Annotated in this window: 14 protein-coding genes; 6 read left to right on the top strand and 8 right to left on the bottom strand. The window is 63.1% G+C overall.

Annotation, left to right across the window (positions count from 1 at the left end; all coding sequences use genetic code 11):
• The 5 genes from HOY34_RS16565 to HOY34_RS16545 form a co-directional block, all read right to left on the bottom strand.
• Nucleotides 1-2,418 (bottom strand): membrane-bound PQQ-dependent dehydrogenase, glucose/quinate/shikimate family, encoded by a 2,418-nt coding sequence (locus tag HOY34_RS16565; RefSeq protein ID WP_216654811.1) that lies wholly within the window; start codon nt 2,416-2,418, stop codon nt 1-3.
• A gap of 260 nt (nt 2,419-2,678) precedes the next feature.
• The gene (locus tag HOY34_RS16560) at nt 2,679-3,104 is read right to left on the bottom strand and encodes an Ohr family peroxiredoxin (RefSeq protein ID WP_172364843.1); all 426 of its coding nucleotides are present in this window, start codon (nt 3,102-3,104) and stop codon (nt 2,679-2,681) included.
• Between the two features lie 409 nt (nt 3,105-3,513).
• Nucleotides 3,514-3,699 carry a hypothetical protein gene (locus tag HOY34_RS16555; RefSeq protein ID WP_172364841.1) on the bottom strand — a complete coding sequence of 62 codons (186 nt, stop codon included), beginning with the start codon at nt 3,697-3,699 and terminating at the stop codon, nt 3,514-3,516.
• Between the two features lie 79 nt (nt 3,700-3,778).
• A complete protein-coding gene (locus HOY34_RS16550; RefSeq protein WP_172364839.1) occupies nt 3,779-4,876 on the bottom strand; it encodes a ParB/RepB/Spo0J family partition protein in 1,098 nt (365 codons plus the stop codon).
• Nucleotides 4,873-6,180 carry an AAA family ATPase gene (locus HOY34_RS16545; protein WP_172364837.1) on the bottom strand — a complete coding sequence of 436 codons (1,308 nt, stop codon included), beginning with the start codon at nt 6,178-6,180 and terminating at the stop codon, nt 4,873-4,875. The genes HOY34_RS16550 and HOY34_RS16545 overlap by 4 nt, the downstream gene beginning before the upstream one ends.
• Before the next feature lie 714 nt (nt 6,181-6,894).
• Here HOY34_RS16545 and HOY34_RS16540 point away from each other — a divergent pair.
• Nucleotides 6,895-7,596, top strand: coding sequence for a hypothetical protein (locus HOY34_RS16540; RefSeq protein ID WP_172364835.1), 702 nt, complete (start codon nt 6,895-6,897; stop codon nt 7,594-7,596).
• 18 nt (nt 7,597-7,614) lie between these two features.
• Here HOY34_RS16540 and HOY34_RS16535 read toward each other — a convergent pair whose 3' ends face one another.
• Together HOY34_RS16535 and HOY34_RS16530 are read right to left on the bottom strand one after the other, a co-directional pair.
• The gene (locus HOY34_RS16535) at nt 7,615-8,364 is read right to left on the bottom strand and encodes a pseudouridine synthase (RefSeq protein ID WP_172364833.1); all 750 of its coding nucleotides are present in this window, start codon (nt 8,362-8,364) and stop codon (nt 7,615-7,617) included.
• 197 nt (nt 8,365-8,561) lie between these two features.
• Entirely contained in the window at nt 8,562-9,671 is a 1,110-nt protein-coding gene (locus tag HOY34_RS16530; protein ID WP_172364831.1) for a lactonase family protein, read from the bottom strand.
• Between the two features lie 364 nt (nt 9,672-10,035).
• Between HOY34_RS16530 and HOY34_RS16525 the strand changes: the two genes are divergently transcribed.
• From HOY34_RS16525 to HOY34_RS16505, 5 genes are all read left to right on the top strand, one after another.
• Nucleotides 10,036-11,235: a substrate-binding domain-containing protein gene (locus HOY34_RS16525; protein ID WP_172364829.1), complete on the top strand. Its 1,200-nt coding sequence runs from the start codon at nt 10,036-10,038 to the stop codon at nt 11,233-11,235.
• 82 nt (nt 11,236-11,317) lie between these two features.
• On the top strand, nt 11,318-12,076 hold the full coding sequence (locus HOY34_RS16520; RefSeq protein ID WP_172364827.1) for an ATP-binding cassette domain-containing protein: 759 nt from the start codon (nt 11,318-11,320) through the stop codon (nt 12,074-12,076).
• Nucleotides 12,069-12,809 carry an ATP-binding cassette domain-containing protein gene (locus HOY34_RS16515; RefSeq protein ID WP_172364825.1) on the top strand — a complete coding sequence of 247 codons (741 nt, stop codon included), beginning with the start codon at nt 12,069-12,071 and terminating at the stop codon, nt 12,807-12,809. Before HOY34_RS16520 ends, HOY34_RS16515 begins: the two co-directional genes overlap by 8 nt.
• Complete coding sequence (locus HOY34_RS16510; protein ID WP_216654810.1) at nt 12,809-13,765, top strand: ABC transporter permease; 957 nt, start codon at nt 12,809-12,811, stop codon at nt 13,763-13,765. The genes HOY34_RS16515 and HOY34_RS16510 overlap by 1 nt, the downstream gene beginning before the upstream one ends.
• A complete protein-coding gene (locus HOY34_RS16505) occupies nt 13,762-14,760 on the top strand; it encodes an ABC transporter permease (RefSeq protein WP_216654809.1) in 999 nt (332 codons plus the stop codon). The genes HOY34_RS16510 and HOY34_RS16505 overlap by 4 nt, the downstream gene beginning before the upstream one ends.
• 67 nt (nt 14,761-14,827) lie before the next feature.
• Here HOY34_RS16505 and HOY34_RS16500 read toward each other — a convergent pair whose 3' ends face one another.
• Nucleotides 14,828-15,517 carry a cupin domain-containing protein gene (locus HOY34_RS16500; RefSeq protein WP_172364823.1) on the bottom strand — a complete coding sequence of 230 codons (690 nt, stop codon included), beginning with the start codon at nt 15,515-15,517 and terminating at the stop codon, nt 14,828-14,830.
• Nucleotides 15,518-15,532: the final 15 nt, after the last annotated feature.

Here is a 15,532-nt window from a genome sequence, read left to right as displayed (position 1 = left end):
TCACTCCAGCGTATAGGCCAGCACAGAATCCCCCGGTGTGGTGCCAAGCGAGCCATGCCCCCCCGCCGCGACGACGATATATTGCTTACCGTCGGCGCCACGATAGGTCATCGGCGTGGCCTGGCCACCTGCGGGAAGTTTGACCTTCCAGAGCGTCTCGCCGGTCTGCATGTCATAGGCGCGCATGATGTCATCCAGCGCCGCTGCGGTGAAGGCCACGCCCCCCGCCGTCGTCAGCGTGCCGCCATGCGCCAGCATCCCCATCTCAAACGGGATCGGGAAGCTGACACCCATGAACTTTTGCCCGGCCACGGTGCCGTTGCGGTATTTCCAGGCGGTCTGGCCATTCGTCAGATCAACCCCAACCCGCACGCCCCAGGGCGGCGTATTGCAGGGCACCCCAAGCGCCGAACGGAAATGCTGGATCGAGACCGCATAGGGCCCGCCAAGGTTTTCGTTGCCCGGCTTCGATTCCCCGCCCGAATTGTCGCCACCAAACATCCGCTTGTTCAGATCCCCCTCGGGGCGCGGGTAAAGCTGGTAGAGATAGGGCAGATATTGCGGCGTGCCGATCAGCCATTTGTTGACCGGATCCACCGCGACCGAACCCCAGTTGAACAAGCCGATATTGCCCGGCCAGACCAGGCTGCCCGTCGTGGTCGGCGGCGTCCAGGGATTGCCGTCATAGCGGTTCGACACAAAGGTCGTGCGGCACTGGATCTGGTCGATCGGCGATGCCCCCCACATATCCGCCTCACGCAAAGGCGCGGGCGTGAAGGTCAGGGACGACATCGGCTGCACCGGCGAAAGCTTCTCGCCGGGGATATCACTGTCGGTCGAGACAGCCACCTCAGAGACCGGCAGGATCGGCGTGCCATCGCGGCGATCCAGCACCCAGAGATTGCCGATCTTCGTCGGGATGATGATCGCAGGCGTATCCACCCCATCCTTCGGCAGGTTCAGCAGAACCGGCTGCGAGGGGTTATCGCGGTCCCAGAGGTCATGATAGCTGGTCTGGAACTTCCAGATCAGGCGGCCCGTCTTCAGATCAAGCGCGGCCAGCGCATCGACGAAAGCCTCTTGCTCTGGCGTGCGGCTGACCCCCACCTGGTCGGGCGAGGCATTGCCGAAGGGGATATAGACCTGGCCCAGGGCCTCATCGGCGGCAAACTGCGTCCAGGCCACGTTCGAGTTCGGCACATAGGTCTCGCCGGGTTTCAGCGGTGCGGTCTCATCGGGCTTGCCCGCGTCGAACTTCCACACGACCTTGCCGGTGCGCACATCATAGGCGCGGATCACGCCCGAAGGGTTGTTCTCATAATAATTGTCGGCAATCGCCGAGCCCAGGATGATCAGATCTTTGGTCACCAGCGGCGCCGAGGTCTGCTGATAGGTCGCACGCTCGGTATCGGTCATGCCGTCCAGCAGGTTCACATAGCCATTCTCACCAAAGGTGGTGCAAAGCGCCCCGGTATCGGCATTGACCGTGTAAAGCCGCGCATCAACCGAAGAGGCCACGATGCGTTTCGGGCATTCGGCCACGGCTGCGGCAATCGCGGCCTGATCCTCGGGCGTATCCGAGGCAGGCGCGGCAAATCCCGTTGAGTCATTCCAGGACACACCGCGGCAGGTCTGGTGCTGGTAGAAAGGATCGCGCTGCATCATCGGGTCAAACGACCATTTCAGCGCGCCGGTCTCCGGCACCAGGGCCTGGATGATGTTATGCGGCGTGCAGAAATACAAAAGCCCGTTCACTTTGATCGGCGTCGCCTCGAAGGTATATTCCTTGGAATCTTCATCCGCCTTGCGCAGATCGCCGGTGTGATGCTCCCAGGCCAGTTTCAGCCCTTTGACATTCGCGGTGTCGATATCCTTCAGCGCCGAATAGCGCTGGCCCAGATTGGTGCCGCCGTAAGCGGTCCAGTCATCGGCCGGATAGGCCACGCCCGAGGGATCCACCAGCGCGTCACCGGCATTGGCCTGCTTCGTCAGCTCGCCCTTGATCTGGGCCGGGTCGATGAACCAGGAGACCAGCGCCAGCCCGATAATCACCACCATCGTGCCGCCCAGCAGCGGATAACCAGGCGTTGATTTGCCCGAGCTTGCGCGGATTTCGCGCGCGAAGATCGGGATGCACAGGATCAGGCCAAAGGCCACCAGCAGCGCCCCGCGCGGGATCCACTGCCATTTGTCAAAGCCCACCTCGTAAAGCGTCCAGATGAAGGTGACGATCAGCGTGACCGCATAGATCCCCAGACCCGTCTGATGCCGCCGCATCAGCCCGATCGCCGAAAGGATCAGCCCAAGCGCCATGACGATGTAAAACCAGCTGCCCCCGGCAGCCGCCAGCCCATAGCCCAGCCATAAGACCCACAGGCCAAAAAGCCCGCAGATCACGCCCATAATAGCAGAAAACACGACGCATCCCCCTGATTGATCGCAATCGGAAACCTGCGGAGCCGAACTGGCAGACAATCCCGGTATCAAAGGTAAGATGGTGCCGCTGCACCGAAGAAACCATTGCACCAAGAAAACCATTGCGCTGGCGGACCTCGCAAAACGGCAACGCAGCTGCAGCATAAATGGTTCCGTCAAAGAACGCAGTTTTGGTGATATTGTCCCGCGCAGCTGCAAAAAGACCATCTGCGCCCCCGGCCCAGTAAGGGTCGGCGCATGCTTTATCCCTGTACTGTTGAGACATGCAGACGCACGTCGATATTGTTGCGCCTGGCGCTGGAATAGGGACATACCCTGTGTGTCGCCTCAACCAGACCCTGCGCGGCGGCCTCATCCAGGCCCGCGATCTCGACACAGAGATCAATATCCAGCCTGAAACCACCATCAGGCAGCTGACCGATACCGATCTCTGCAGAGATTTCGCTGCTCTTCACATCCAGCTTCCTCAGCTGGATGATATGGCTCAGCGCACTGTCAAAACAGGCAGCATACCCCAGGGCGAACAATTGCTCGGGGTTGGTGTCGGTCTTGCCGGAATTCGACAGGGCCAGGTCGAAGGCCAGGGGCGCTTTGGCCGGGGCATCGCCTGCCCTATCTATACGCGGAAGCAAGCCGTCCTGAGGCGCAGCCAGCGCCTCGTGATGCATTGCACCGTTCTTCCCGGTCCGGTCTGCCTCGTGCCCTGCGCATCCAGTATCCAATTGATATCGCGATGCCAGGGCACACTCCGGCGCGGATAATCCCGGCACCCGCATCAGCCGCGATATATCGCCCCCCCCCGCGAAGCCCGCCGCAGCAGGGCCATCAGGCCCGCGCATCCACAATAGACTTCACGCCCGAGGACATGGCGGGCTTAGAATATAACGGCGGATTATACCGCTATAGATCAGTCTTTCCGCCGCAGCTTACGCTTTTAAAAAACATCCGATAATCTTGCATTATCAGACCTAATTGATTTCTTGCCACAACACGCCCAGAAAATCTGAATTATGCCTCACCACATCTGGCCGCAGACAGCTCAAGGCCCTGCAACGCCAATGCCAGCCGCCGCAGGTTTCAGATGATACCGTTGTGAGGAAGAGATACGCCTGCACTGATCCAGGCCAGGTGCCAGCGTAATGCAACCTGCAGCGGCAACCGCCGCCCTTGCCAGATGCCGGCGGCAGCCTGCACAGGCCACAGGTCTACAAGGTGGCGGCTGATCGCCTGGTTAAGAACGAAATCTATAACCGGGGTCTGCATCGGAAGGCGCCGGGGCAACCGATGCGAAGGGTCAGGCAGGTGCATGTGCCTCTCTGCCTGACCTGTCCGAAATACCTGCTTAGCCGAGACTTTCGATCAGGCGCAGCACCCCAGCCTCAAGCTTGCGGCGATCCTCGGCAGAGAAATCACGCTCCATCCGGATCTCCAGCCGCCCTGCCCCGGCCGTGCACTTCACGGCCCCCTGGGCGGTCGCCAGCTGGAACGTCGTTTTCGCTTTGCCTGCCGGACGCGCATCAGAACGGGAAACAGGCTCTGCCGTGGCGGCCGCCTCATCACCGCCCGCAAACCGGCGCAACAGCTCCAGCTCATCCGTCACCGAACGCGTGTCCCATCCGGCCAGCTGCTCGCGGATCTGCGTCACCAGATCGGGGCGCTCTTCGATCTGCGCCGCCAGCTTCAGCCCAAGTGCACGCGGAATGTGATGCGCATAAAGCAGATCCTTTTCCAGCCGCGACATCAGCCGAATGAACTGCCGGATATAGCTGCGCTTTTGATAGCCGGCAGAGCGGAACAGCTCTGCCACCACGCGGTCGGGGTCAACCTCTTTGGTACCCGGATCGCCGGCATAGCTGATCGCCAGCATCGCCATTTCGGCAAATGAGATGTCCTTACGGACCATATTCTCATCGACCATGCGGCGGTAAAGCCCTTCGAGGTCTTCCCCACGGGGAAGGATACCGGCGGGCACCCTACCCCATTTCTCGGCATCCCCCGTCTCTGCCAGCAGCGCCCGATAGGCCGAAAGCCTGCGATAGCCCTGAACCAGTTCATAGCGGCCATCGTCGCGCTGCTCGACCCGGATCGGGTTCGACAGCCCCAGATCGCGGATCGAGGCGATCAGCTCGGTCAGCTCCTGATCGTCGCCCTTCACACGGTCGCGCACCAGCTTCCATGTTTCAACCTGATCCAGCGGCACCATGTCGACGATCAGGCCAAGGCCCTTCATCCGCACATGTTCGGCGGCCAGAGCGTCATTCTCGGCGCGGATCCCGGCCTCAATGTCGCGGCGTTCACGCAGGGCTTCAGCAGTCTCGGTGATCGCCGCCGCCATGGGCGAGCGGCGCGACGGCTCTTTCCCGGCATCCTTCCCCGCGGGGAAGATTTCTTCGGCGTCGGCATCCGGCAGGTCAATATCGAAGGTGCGGCGCTTCTTCATTGCTCATCCTCCAGCTTGTCCCAGGCACTGAGTGCGGTGTCGCGGAACTCGATCCAGGCGCGGTCAAAAGAGGCACGCGCGCGGCGCCATGTCTCGCGCGTCATGCTGCGATAATCGATCTCATAGACCGAAGAGAGGAAGCGCCCGGATTGTTCAACCGCGCGGGTCATCTCGATCGGCTCATTCGCCACCCTGTCACCGAATACCTTTTTAAAGGCCTCAAACATCGCGCGGTGCAGGTCGTTGCCCGGCTCGTAACGGGTCATCAGGAAGCGCAGCTCAAGAAAGGTTTTTGGCAGCTTCATCTTCCCCGTGGGGAAGCTGTCGTCGAAACCGGCCGCCAGATCGCCAAGCGCCTCGGCCAGCTGACCGATGAAAGATGTGGTCGAATCATATTCCCAGTAGCCCGGGCCCGAGGGGATATAAAGCACGTCAGCCGCAAAGACCGCGTTCATCGACTGGTAACCGATGGCGGGCGGGCAGTCGAAAATGATCATGTCATAGGCGTCATTTTGCAGCCCATCGAGCCAGCGCGAGACGGCGGCAAAGAACGACCAGTCGGGATTCAGATGACGATACTGCGCCGAGGCGAATTCAACAAAGGCCGCATTGGCGCAAGACGGCACGATGTCGATGGTCGGCCAGGCGGTGGTCTTGATAAAGTCGGTATTGCGCAGATCACCCAGGCCCTGGTCGCGGATCGAGGCGGGCAGGCGCCGCTGGGGCAGGGCGGTGCCGCTTTCGGCGGCGCGCGGGGCCGCGTTCATCCGGTCGGTTTCGCGCACCAGATCGCGGGCGATGATACCCCAGACGGTCAGCTCTTCTGAAACGCTGTGAAGCCCCATCGAATGGGTCAGCGTCGCCTGCGGGTCAAAGTCGACCAGCAGCACGCGATAGCCGTCCAGCGCGGCGGCATGCGCCATATGCAGCGCGACGGTCGACTTGCCCGCGCCACCCTTGAAGTTCGAGATCGCAACCCGGATCGCCCGCTTGCCCGCCGGACGCTTTGGCATCAGCGAATGGCGGTTGATCTTCATCTTGCGCCGCAGCTCATTGATCTCGGTCAGCGAGAACCAGCGCTGGCGGCCGTCTTCCTCAACTTCCCCGCCGGGAAGGTCGGGGTCCTGGGCAAGGCGACCACGAAAGGTCGACTGGTTGATGCGGAAGATCAGCTCGGACACTTCCCAGCTGGAAAAGCGGCGCAGCGTCTTCTCATGTTCGGGCGAGAAGGTCTGCCGCCGGATGTGGTGCTGCATCTTAAGCGATTGCGCCTGGAGGTTTGCGAGATCTTCATGGGTAAACATCGGGTCTTTCCGTCTCGGGAACGCTAAATTTGTCTGACTTCGGATTTACGCCGTATTTGCCAAAGTTGCAAAAGCTAAAGTAGAGTAAAGAGCGAAAAGCACCGCCTGTCGCGGAAATCACTGAAACACCACCGTTTCCGGGCCAATCCCGGCGTCACAGCCCTGGAAATCAAGGGAAAAGTGATTCGCCCGCGGCCAGTGCCGGGCCACCGGACCGGGGCCGATGATGCCCACCGGGGCAGGGCGAAAAGACGGCATCCCGGCGATCCGGGGGCAGCCTTCCCCGCGGGGAAGCCACCTCTGATAGGGGGACATATCACCCCCCTCTACCAGATCATGAGGGGACAATACTGTCATTCCGGGGGACATCCTGGGTGTCCCCCATTACCATATCTACCGGATTCTTTTCTTGTGACTGGTTTTGGCACAGAGCCTGATGAGAGGTGATCGCCAGGCCTTCCCGGGGAAATTTCTGACGAAGACGGGACGGTGCATCTGCCCAGGGTCTTGACAGAATCGGAACTCAGGACGCAAATGGCATCAATCCGACGAAAAGCGTTGCAAAACCAGGCTGACAAGGCTGATCAAACGCAAATTCACAGGCGGTGCCATTTTGCGTTGATCGCCTGTCCGGGCTATCGCGTGACTGTCACCGAACAGGATGAGAGCGGGGCAAGGGCAGGGCAAAGGTGGAAAACCACCAGGGGGCAGGTGATGTTACAAAAGAAGGCCGTCGGTCGTGGCGGTGCGGCGCGAAAATATGATCTTCTGACCATTCTGGGCACCTATGCGCTGTCACAGGACCGTGGACTGCAGCGCCAGACCCTGCGGCTGATTTGCCTGATCACCGCCCGCTACAACTGGCAGCTGGATCAGCTTTCGGTTGGTCAGGAAGAGATCGCCCGGCTTTGGTCTGTCGATCCGCGCACCGTCAAACGCGAGATGGCGGCCTTTCGCAACCGCGCCTGGCTTGTCGAAAAACGGGCGGCGGCGCGTGGGCGGGTTACGCTTTATGGCCTGGGGATCGCTCGCATCCTTGAGGATACAAGGGCCTGCTGGGAGCGGGTCGGCCCCGACCTTGTCGAACGGCTGGCCCCTGATACGCCCGCCGCACAGACCGGGCCGTCGGATGCGAAAATCATCCCCTTTCCGCAAGGCGTCAATGAGGCGCCGCCCGCCGATGGCACGCTTTGGGGCGAGGTTTCGCGCCTGCTTTATGCCGAGGATGCCAGCATGTTCCGCGCCTGGCTTGCGGGGCTGCGGGCCGTCGGTGAGGGGGATCTGCTGGTCCTCGAGGCGGCGGGCAGCTTCCAGGCCCGCTATATTGAAACGCATATGAAGCGGCGGATCGAGCTGGCGCTGGCCCATGTCGCACCGGGGCTGGGGCTTGCAATCCGCGCCGCCACGCCGCGCTGAGGGGTGATGCTGCGCGGTCTACTCAAAGACCTGCTGTTGTTCGGTGGGATCAAGCAGCCTCCAGGACCCGGCTTGCAGATCCTTTGGCAGATGCAGACCGCCAAGGCGCAGCCGGTGCAAGGCCAGAACGTGATTGCCACAGGCCGCGAACATGCGCCGCACCTGATGGTAGCGGCCCTCGGTTATGGTCAGCAGCGCTTCGGTCGGGGATAAAACCTCAAGAGTGGCAGGTTCGAGCGGCTTCGTCTCATTGTTCAGAAGCAGACTGCCAGAGGCGAACAGCGCGGCCTCATCGCCAGTCAGCGGGCGGGCGAGGGTGGCATGATAGGTTTTGCTGATCATGCGGCGCGGGCTGATGATGCGGTGCAAAAGATCGCCATCATCGGTCAAAAGCAAAAGGCCCGAGGTTTCCTTGTCCAGCCGCCCGACGGTCGAGATTGCAGGCTCGCGCTGCCGCCAGCGCGGCGGCAAAAGCTCATAGACCAGCGGCCCGGCATCGCTGTGCGAACAGGTCACGCCCAGGGGCTTGTTCAGCAAGATCACCATGCCGGCGACCGGATCAAGCGGCCTGTCGTCTACGGCCATCCGCGCGGGCAGATCCGCCAGCACCGGAATGCGCCTTGTGACATCGCTTAGCCGTTCCCCGTCCAGGGTGATGCGATCCGCGCCTGCCATCCGGGCGATATCTTTGCGCGATCCATATCCCATCGAGGACAACAGCTTGTCTATTCGGGCGGTGACAGGACGGGCTGCTGCGGGTTTGGCCATCGTGCTTATCTGCCTCTGGTCGGATGCGGGATGGATCACCCGGCATCCGGCCGGACCATCGCCCGCCAGTTTAAGATTGATGCCGGTATCCCGCAAGGCGGCGGCGCGGATGCAGGCCGGGCGGCCAGCGGATCAGTGGCGGCGGCTTTCCCTGGCTGACCCGGCACCCGCCGGGCCTGGCCGGGGCGATCTGCCCATCAAAGGGGCTGGGCCGCGAACTGCACGCACATCGGCGTGCCAAGGGCGATAAAGCGCCCGGTCTCGCTGAGGGCGCCGGTCTCTGCATCCCGGGCAAAGATGGTGATGCGATCGGCATTCTGATTGGCCGAAAGCAGATGCCGCCCCGACGGGGTCAGCGCCATATGCCGCGGCGTGGCCCCGCCGCAGGGCACGAAACCCCCGGCGCTCAATGTGCCGGTCTCGGGATCGACGGCGAAAATGGCGATGCTGTCATGGCCCCGGTTCGCGCCATAGACAAAGCGGCCATCGGGTGAAATCTGGATATCCGAACAATGGTTCGTATTGCGGCTATCCTCTGGCACGGCGGGCAGGGTATTGATCGCCTGCAATGCCCCCGAGGCCGCATCCAGCCCATAGGCAGCGACAGACGAGCCAAGCTCATTCATCACATAGGCAAACCGCCCGTTCGGATGCAGGGCGACATGGCGCGGCCCGGCACCGGGCGCGGTCGCGGCTGCGCCGATACGCTGGGGCAGGCCATCGCTGGCGATGCGGTAGGCGACCAGTTGATCGAGGCCAAGATCGGCAACCAGCACCACCCCGCCTGCAACGGTTTCGGTTGCGCTATGGGCGTGGCTGCGGTCCTGGCGCGCGGTTACGGGGCCGCAGTCGCCCTGATGTGCGACCGAGGCAATGGCGGGCGACAGGCTGCCATCGGCCCGGATGTCAAAGATCACGAAGGACTGATCGGGCCCCTCGGACCAGACGGTGTAATTCGCCAGAAAGAGGCGCTTTCCGTCGCGCGAGATCATGTTTTGCGCCGGGATGCTGCCCAGCGTCGGCTGCGCGTTCAGATAGCGCAGCGCAGAGGTTTCGCGGTCAAAGCCAAAGGCGGTGACCAGGCCTTCGCGCCAGTCACTGACCTCGGAATTGACATAGATCCGGCTGCCATCGGCATTGCACGACAGGAAGGTCGGGTTCTCGACCTGGGGGAAATGGGCCAGGGGGCGGGCGCTCAGCGTGTTTTCGTCAAAGGCCAGCACATGCAGCCCGTCGCCGCGCGCGCCCTGAAAATAAGGCACCTCACGGTTCAGCGTGCCCACGAACATCAGAAATTCATTTGCCATAAGACCCCCCTCGCGGCGCCCCTGTTCCATATTTGAAACAGGGCGCCATAAGTAAATGCACCCATTCCGGCCCTGTCAATGCGCAAGCCCCTGATGGTCAAGAGCGTTTCCTTGTCGGCTATTTGCGCTGCGGCCGCCGGGGCCGGGAAAATTGCTTGCCCAAAGCTTCCATATCTGAAAGTAATATTTAAATGCAAAAGTTGGTGCCGGGCCGGGGAGGGTCTGCGCATCGCAGATCATCAGGGCCAAAGACTCGGGCAGGCCTTTTCGCCGCGGTCGCATTTTCGAACCAGAGCGTATCAGCCCGCTGCCTGATGATCGCAAAGACGGACCCCGCATGCCGGGATAACAGAGGGAGGATGTTATGAAGAGATTTCTCGGGGGGCTGATGGCCGCCACCATGCTTGTCAGTGCTGCACAGCTTGTCAGTGCTGAACAGGCCGATGAGGCGGTTGATGCCGCAATCGCCGCCCTGCCAGAGGTGCTGAAAGCGCAATATGAAGGCGCGCCGCAGGTGATCCTGGCGGGTCCGCTGACAGATTTCACGCCCGCCGCAAAGCCCTATCGCTGGTGTCATTCCGAAAGCTATCAGGGCAATCCCTGGCGGGTCAGCGTCACCAATGAGCTGCGTCGCCTGGTTGACGGGCTGATCGCCGAGGGCGTTGTCTCGGAATTCGAGGTCTCTGATTCCAATGGCGATGTCGGCCAGCAGATCAACCAGATCCGCGCCTTTATCGACAAGGGTTGCGGCATCATCACCTCGATCCCCGGCTCTGCCACCGGGCTGGATGAGGCGGTCGATGCGGCCTTTGCCGCCGGAATTCCCTTTGTCACCGCCGCCGGTTCGGTGACCTCGGCCAATGCGGTGAATGTTGACAGCAACTATACCCGCTGGGGCTATGAGATGATGGCGGCCATCGGCAAGGCGCTGCCCGAGGGTGGCAATGTGCTGATCGTCGAAGGGATCGCCGGGCATCCGATCGTCGCGCAGGAACGTGCGGGCGCCGATGCGGCGCTGGCCGAATATCCCGGGCTGAAAGTGTCGCGCGTGGTCAATGGCGACTGGACGGCGAATGTCACCAAAACCGTGGTGCTGCAGACGCTGGCGACCAATCCGGCGCCGATTGATGCCGTCTGGTCGGCGGGCTCGGAAAGCCGCGTCATCGCCGAGGCCTTTGCCGAGGCAGGCCGTCCGCTGCCGCTGATCACCGGCTCGATCACCGGGGATGCGCTTGGCTACTGGAAGGAAAACCCCGAGGGCTATCGCTTTGAGGGGCACGCCGTGCTGCCGCACTGGACCGCCCAGACGCTGTTCCGGGTGGGGGCGCGGATCATGGACGGGCAAAAGCCGACCGTGAACACCATCATGATCCCGCTGCCGCCGGTGCATGAGGCCGATCTGGCGAACTGGTACCAGCCCTGCATGACGCCGGATGCTGTTTCGGTTTTCCCGGTGCCGCCGGTGGATCCGATCGCGGAAGAGGCGCTTGATGCCTATTTCTCGAACCCCGCCGCCTCGCCTGGCTGGGACTATGCGGCCGCGCCGGGCGCCTGCGCCGACTGAGGGCGCCGGTTGAGGCTGTCTGACCCTGACTGCACCGCGCGGCCCCCGGGGTGGCGCGGTGAACCCTGACCGGAGTCCCGTCATGCTGACCATTCGCAATGTCTCAAAACATTATGGCGAAACCATTGCGCTGTCCGGGGTCTCGATCCCGTTTCGCAGCGGCACCATTCATACCGTGCTGGGCGAGAACGGCTCTGGCAAAAGCACGCTGGTCAAGATCCTTTCGGGGATCGTCACCCCCGACCAGGGCGAGATCCTGTTCGACGACAAACCGCTGCGCGCCCGCGGCCCCCGTGCCTTTCAGGAGGCGGGCTTTGCCACGGCGTTTCAGGAGGTGCTGATCGCGCCTGACCGCTCGGTCACCGACAATATCCTGCTGGGGCTGGACGGTATGTTCACCCGCCGCATCCCCCGCGCCGCGCGCGAGGATCGCGCCGCAGCCGTGCTGGCCCGTTTCGCCCGCACGCCGATTGATCTGAACGCGCCCGCAGGCAGCCTTGCGCTGGCGGCGCAGCAGCTGGTGGTGCTGGCCCGGGCCGTGGCCCGCGATCCGCGGGTGCTGATCCTGGATGAGATCACCGCCGCGCTGGATTTTGCCGACCGCGAGTCGGTTTTTGATTTCATGAAGGCCCAGGCCGCCGATGGCAGGCTGGTGATCTTCATCACCCACCGCATGGATGAGGTGATGGCGCTGTCTGACGACATCACCGTTTTGCGCAGCGGCCGGGTGGTGACGACCGGCCCGCGCGGCACGGCGACGCCGCAGCAGCTTTTGCAACTGATGGCGCCGCAGGGCGCCGCCACCCCCGAGGCGATCAGCGAGGAGGTCCGCCATGGCTGAGGCCCTGACATTCAACGCCGCCGATCTGGTGCTGCGTGAGGGCGCCGCGCCCTTTCGCCAGGTTTTCACCCCCGGCGAGATCGTTGGCCTTGCGGGGCTGGACGGGCATGGCCAGGACCGTTTCCTGCGGGTGATGGCGGGGCTGGATCAGGCCCCGGGCCGCGTCTCACTTGAGATGTCAGGCAAATCGCATCCGATTGCGGGCTTTCGGGATGCCGAGCGTCAGCGCATCGTCTATGTGCCGCGTGACCGGCGCAGCACCGGAATTTTCCCGGATCTGTCGATCCTCGACAATTTCGCCATTGCCACCCCCGAGGCGGATCGCCGTTTCGGGCTGATCAGCCGCAAGGCGCGGCTGGCGCGTTATATGCACTGGAAAGAGCGGCTGAAAATCGTTGCCCCCAGCCCCGATGCGCCGATCACGGCGCTGTCGGGGGGCAATCAGCAAAAGGTGCTGCTGGCGCGTGCCCTGGCCCGCAACCCGCGTGTGCTTTTGCTGAACGACCCGACGCGCGGCGTCGATGTCGCCACCCGCCATGTGCTTTACGATCTGTTCCGCGAGCTGGCCGCCGAGGGCATGGCGCTGGTCATCCTGTCATCAGAGATCGAAGAGGTTCTCTTGCTGTGCAATCGTCTGATCGTGTTCCGCGACCACCAGGTCTCGGCCGAGCTGAGCGGAGAGGCCATGCAAAGCGAGGCCGTAATCGCCGCCATGTTCGGGAGGGCCGCGTGATGTCTGGATCCATGACGCCCGCGCTGGCGCTTTCGCTTCGCCGTTATGGCTTTGGTCTGGCCATTCTGGTCGTGCTGCTGATCGCCAATGTGGTGATGAACCCGGCGCGGTTTCATCCGGCGGCCTGGGGCACGCTTTTGGGGATGGCGGCCCCGCTGATCGGGGCGGCGCTGGCCTCGGCCCCGGTGATCATGGCCGGGCGCGGTGGCATTGATATTTCGGTCGGCCCGGCAATGGGGCTGGTCAATGCGGTGGTGATCCTTTTGTTCGTGCATGGGGGCATTGCCTCGCCCTGGCTTTTGTGGCCGGTGGCGCTGCTGCTGGGGGCGGGCATCGGCGCGATCAACGGGTTTCTGGCGACGGTGGTCCGCATCCAGCCGATTGTCGCAACGCTGGGGACATATCTGATCCTGACCGGGCTGACGCTGACCATCCTGCCCGCACCGCTGGGGCCGGCGCCTGGCTGGCTGCGCTCGCTGTCGGGGGTTTGGTCTTTTGCACCGCTGGGCGTGATTGCGCTGTGCTGGTGGGGGCTGAGCCGGACGCCTTTCCTGGGCCAGCTGATGGCGGTGGGCAGCGATGACCGCGCCGCCTATACGGCAGGGGTCAATGTGACCGGGGTGCGCTTTCTGGCCTATGTGATCGGCGGTCTGCTGGTGGGGGCGGCGGCGATGATGCTGACCGCGCTGATCGGCTCGGCTGATCCCAAGGTTGGCACCAATTACACGATGATCGCCATTGCGGCCGTGGCGCTTGGCGGTGTCAGCCTGGCCGGAGGCCGTGGCGGTCTGATCGGGGCTGCCATCGGCGCGATTGATATCTTCCTGCTGCAAAGCCTGCTGACGGCTTTCAACGTCTCGACCTATGTGCTGCAGGTCGCCTATGGCGCGGTGCTGGTTCTGGCGGTGGTGCTGATGGCGCTGCAGGACCGACCCACAAAAAGGAGCCACGCATGACCGCGCGCCCTGCCTCTTTGCGCCCCGCCTTTCTGAAACCCGGTTTCGACCAGACGCGGATGCGCGTGATCGGAGCGTTTGCCGTCGCACTTGCGCTGCATGGGCTGGGGACGCTTTTGATCCCCGGCTATTCGGCCCCCTTTGCCATTCGCGCCATGCTGGTGCTGGCGGCGCTGCTGGCGGTGGCCTCGATCGGGCAGACGCTGGTGGTGATCCTGGGCGGGATCGACCTTTCGATCCCCTTCATCATCGGTTTCGCCAATGTGGTTGCGGCGCAGCTTTATGGCCAGGGCTGGAATTTCGCGCTGGTCTGCCTGCTGGTTGCGGTGATGGCCATTGCCATTGGTATGGTGAACGGGGCGCTGTCGCGCGGGCTGAACATCCATCCGCTGATCGTGACCCTGGGCATCGGCATGATCGTTCAGGGGCTGGTGCTGATCTGGACGCGCGGCTTCCCGACCGGATCGGCGCCAAAGGCGGTGTCGCAATTCGTCTCTATCGGGGGCACATTCGGGCCCTTGCCGGTGGCGGGGGTGATCCCGGCGCTTTTGGTGCTGACAGTGCTGATCGTTCTGGTGCTGGAGCGCACACCCTTTGGCCGCAGGCTTTATGCGCTTGGCTCTAACCCGGGTGCGGCCCCCTATGCGCTGATCCGGCCGCTTTGGGTCTGGATGGTGATCTTCGGGGCCTCGTCCTTCTTTGCGGCGGTGACGGGGGTGTTGCTGCTGGGCTTTACCGGCTCTGCCTATGGGGATGTCGGCCAGCCCTATCTGTTCCAGACCATCGCCGCCGTGGTTGTGGGCGGCGCGGCGCTGGTCGGCGGGCGGGGCAGCTATGTCGGCACGCTTGCGGGCGCGCTGGTGCTGACCGAGATCAACACCCTGCTGATCGGGCTGGGCTATCAGCCGGCGACGGTGCAGGCCGCCTTTGGTCTGGTGATCCTGCTGCTGGTCTCGCTTTACGGGCGCGAGCGGCATTTCAGCACCCTGGTTTAGCCAGGGGCATTGTTACAGCGCGACTGTGCCGCCCCCCACATGCCCGGCGGGGGGCGGCGTTTGCGGCCTATCGGCGGGCTGAGTAATAGAATTTCCTGACATTTTGCGCAGAGGACCAGTCCAGCTCTGCATCCTGGGGCACCAGCAGGAAGGCGCCCTCATCGAATTTCGTGACCAGGCCGTCCTTTGACGACAGGGCAACGCTGCCATTCAGCAGCAGCATGAACTCGCTTACCGCCGAGGGCACGTGGCGGCGCGTGTAGGGGGTTGCCGACCAGATGCCATAGCTGACCGAGGGTGATTTATAATGCTGGGCGGCGGCACACCAGGGCGGGGCCGTCAGCAAGACGGATGGATCCGGCGCGGCACTGGGTTGCAAGGCGCAATCGGCGTCGATCACCATCGCGCCCTGGGCATGCCGCAGCCGCGCATCCGAGATCAGCGCGACCTCGCAGCCCTCACTGGCCTGCCAGCTGATCGTGCGGCCGGGCCCGATGGCGGCAATGCGCTGGCGTCCTTCCAGCAGGCAGCCGCCGATGGTCAGACGCCCCGACAAAAGGACAACAATCATCCCATTGGCGGCCTGCGCCACCCCCTGCGTCACGCCCTGCGCCGTTCCGTCAGCCGAGATCCGGCAGCGCCCGAAGAAAAGCGCGGGATCAGCTGCGACATGCAGATGGTTTGACGGGTCGTGCAGCACAGACCCGAAATCAGCAGTGATCAGCGGCGTGGTGCCGATGTTGAGAGGCGCGTTCATTTGACAGGCTTTCCT

The sequence above is a fragment of the Pseudogemmobacter hezensis genome, from assembly GCF_013155295.1.
Classification (GTDB): Bacteria; Pseudomonadota; Alphaproteobacteria; order Rhodobacterales; family Rhodobacteraceae; genus Pseudogemmobacter; species Pseudogemmobacter hezensis.
This window is presented reverse-complemented; position numbering and strand designations above follow the sequence as displayed.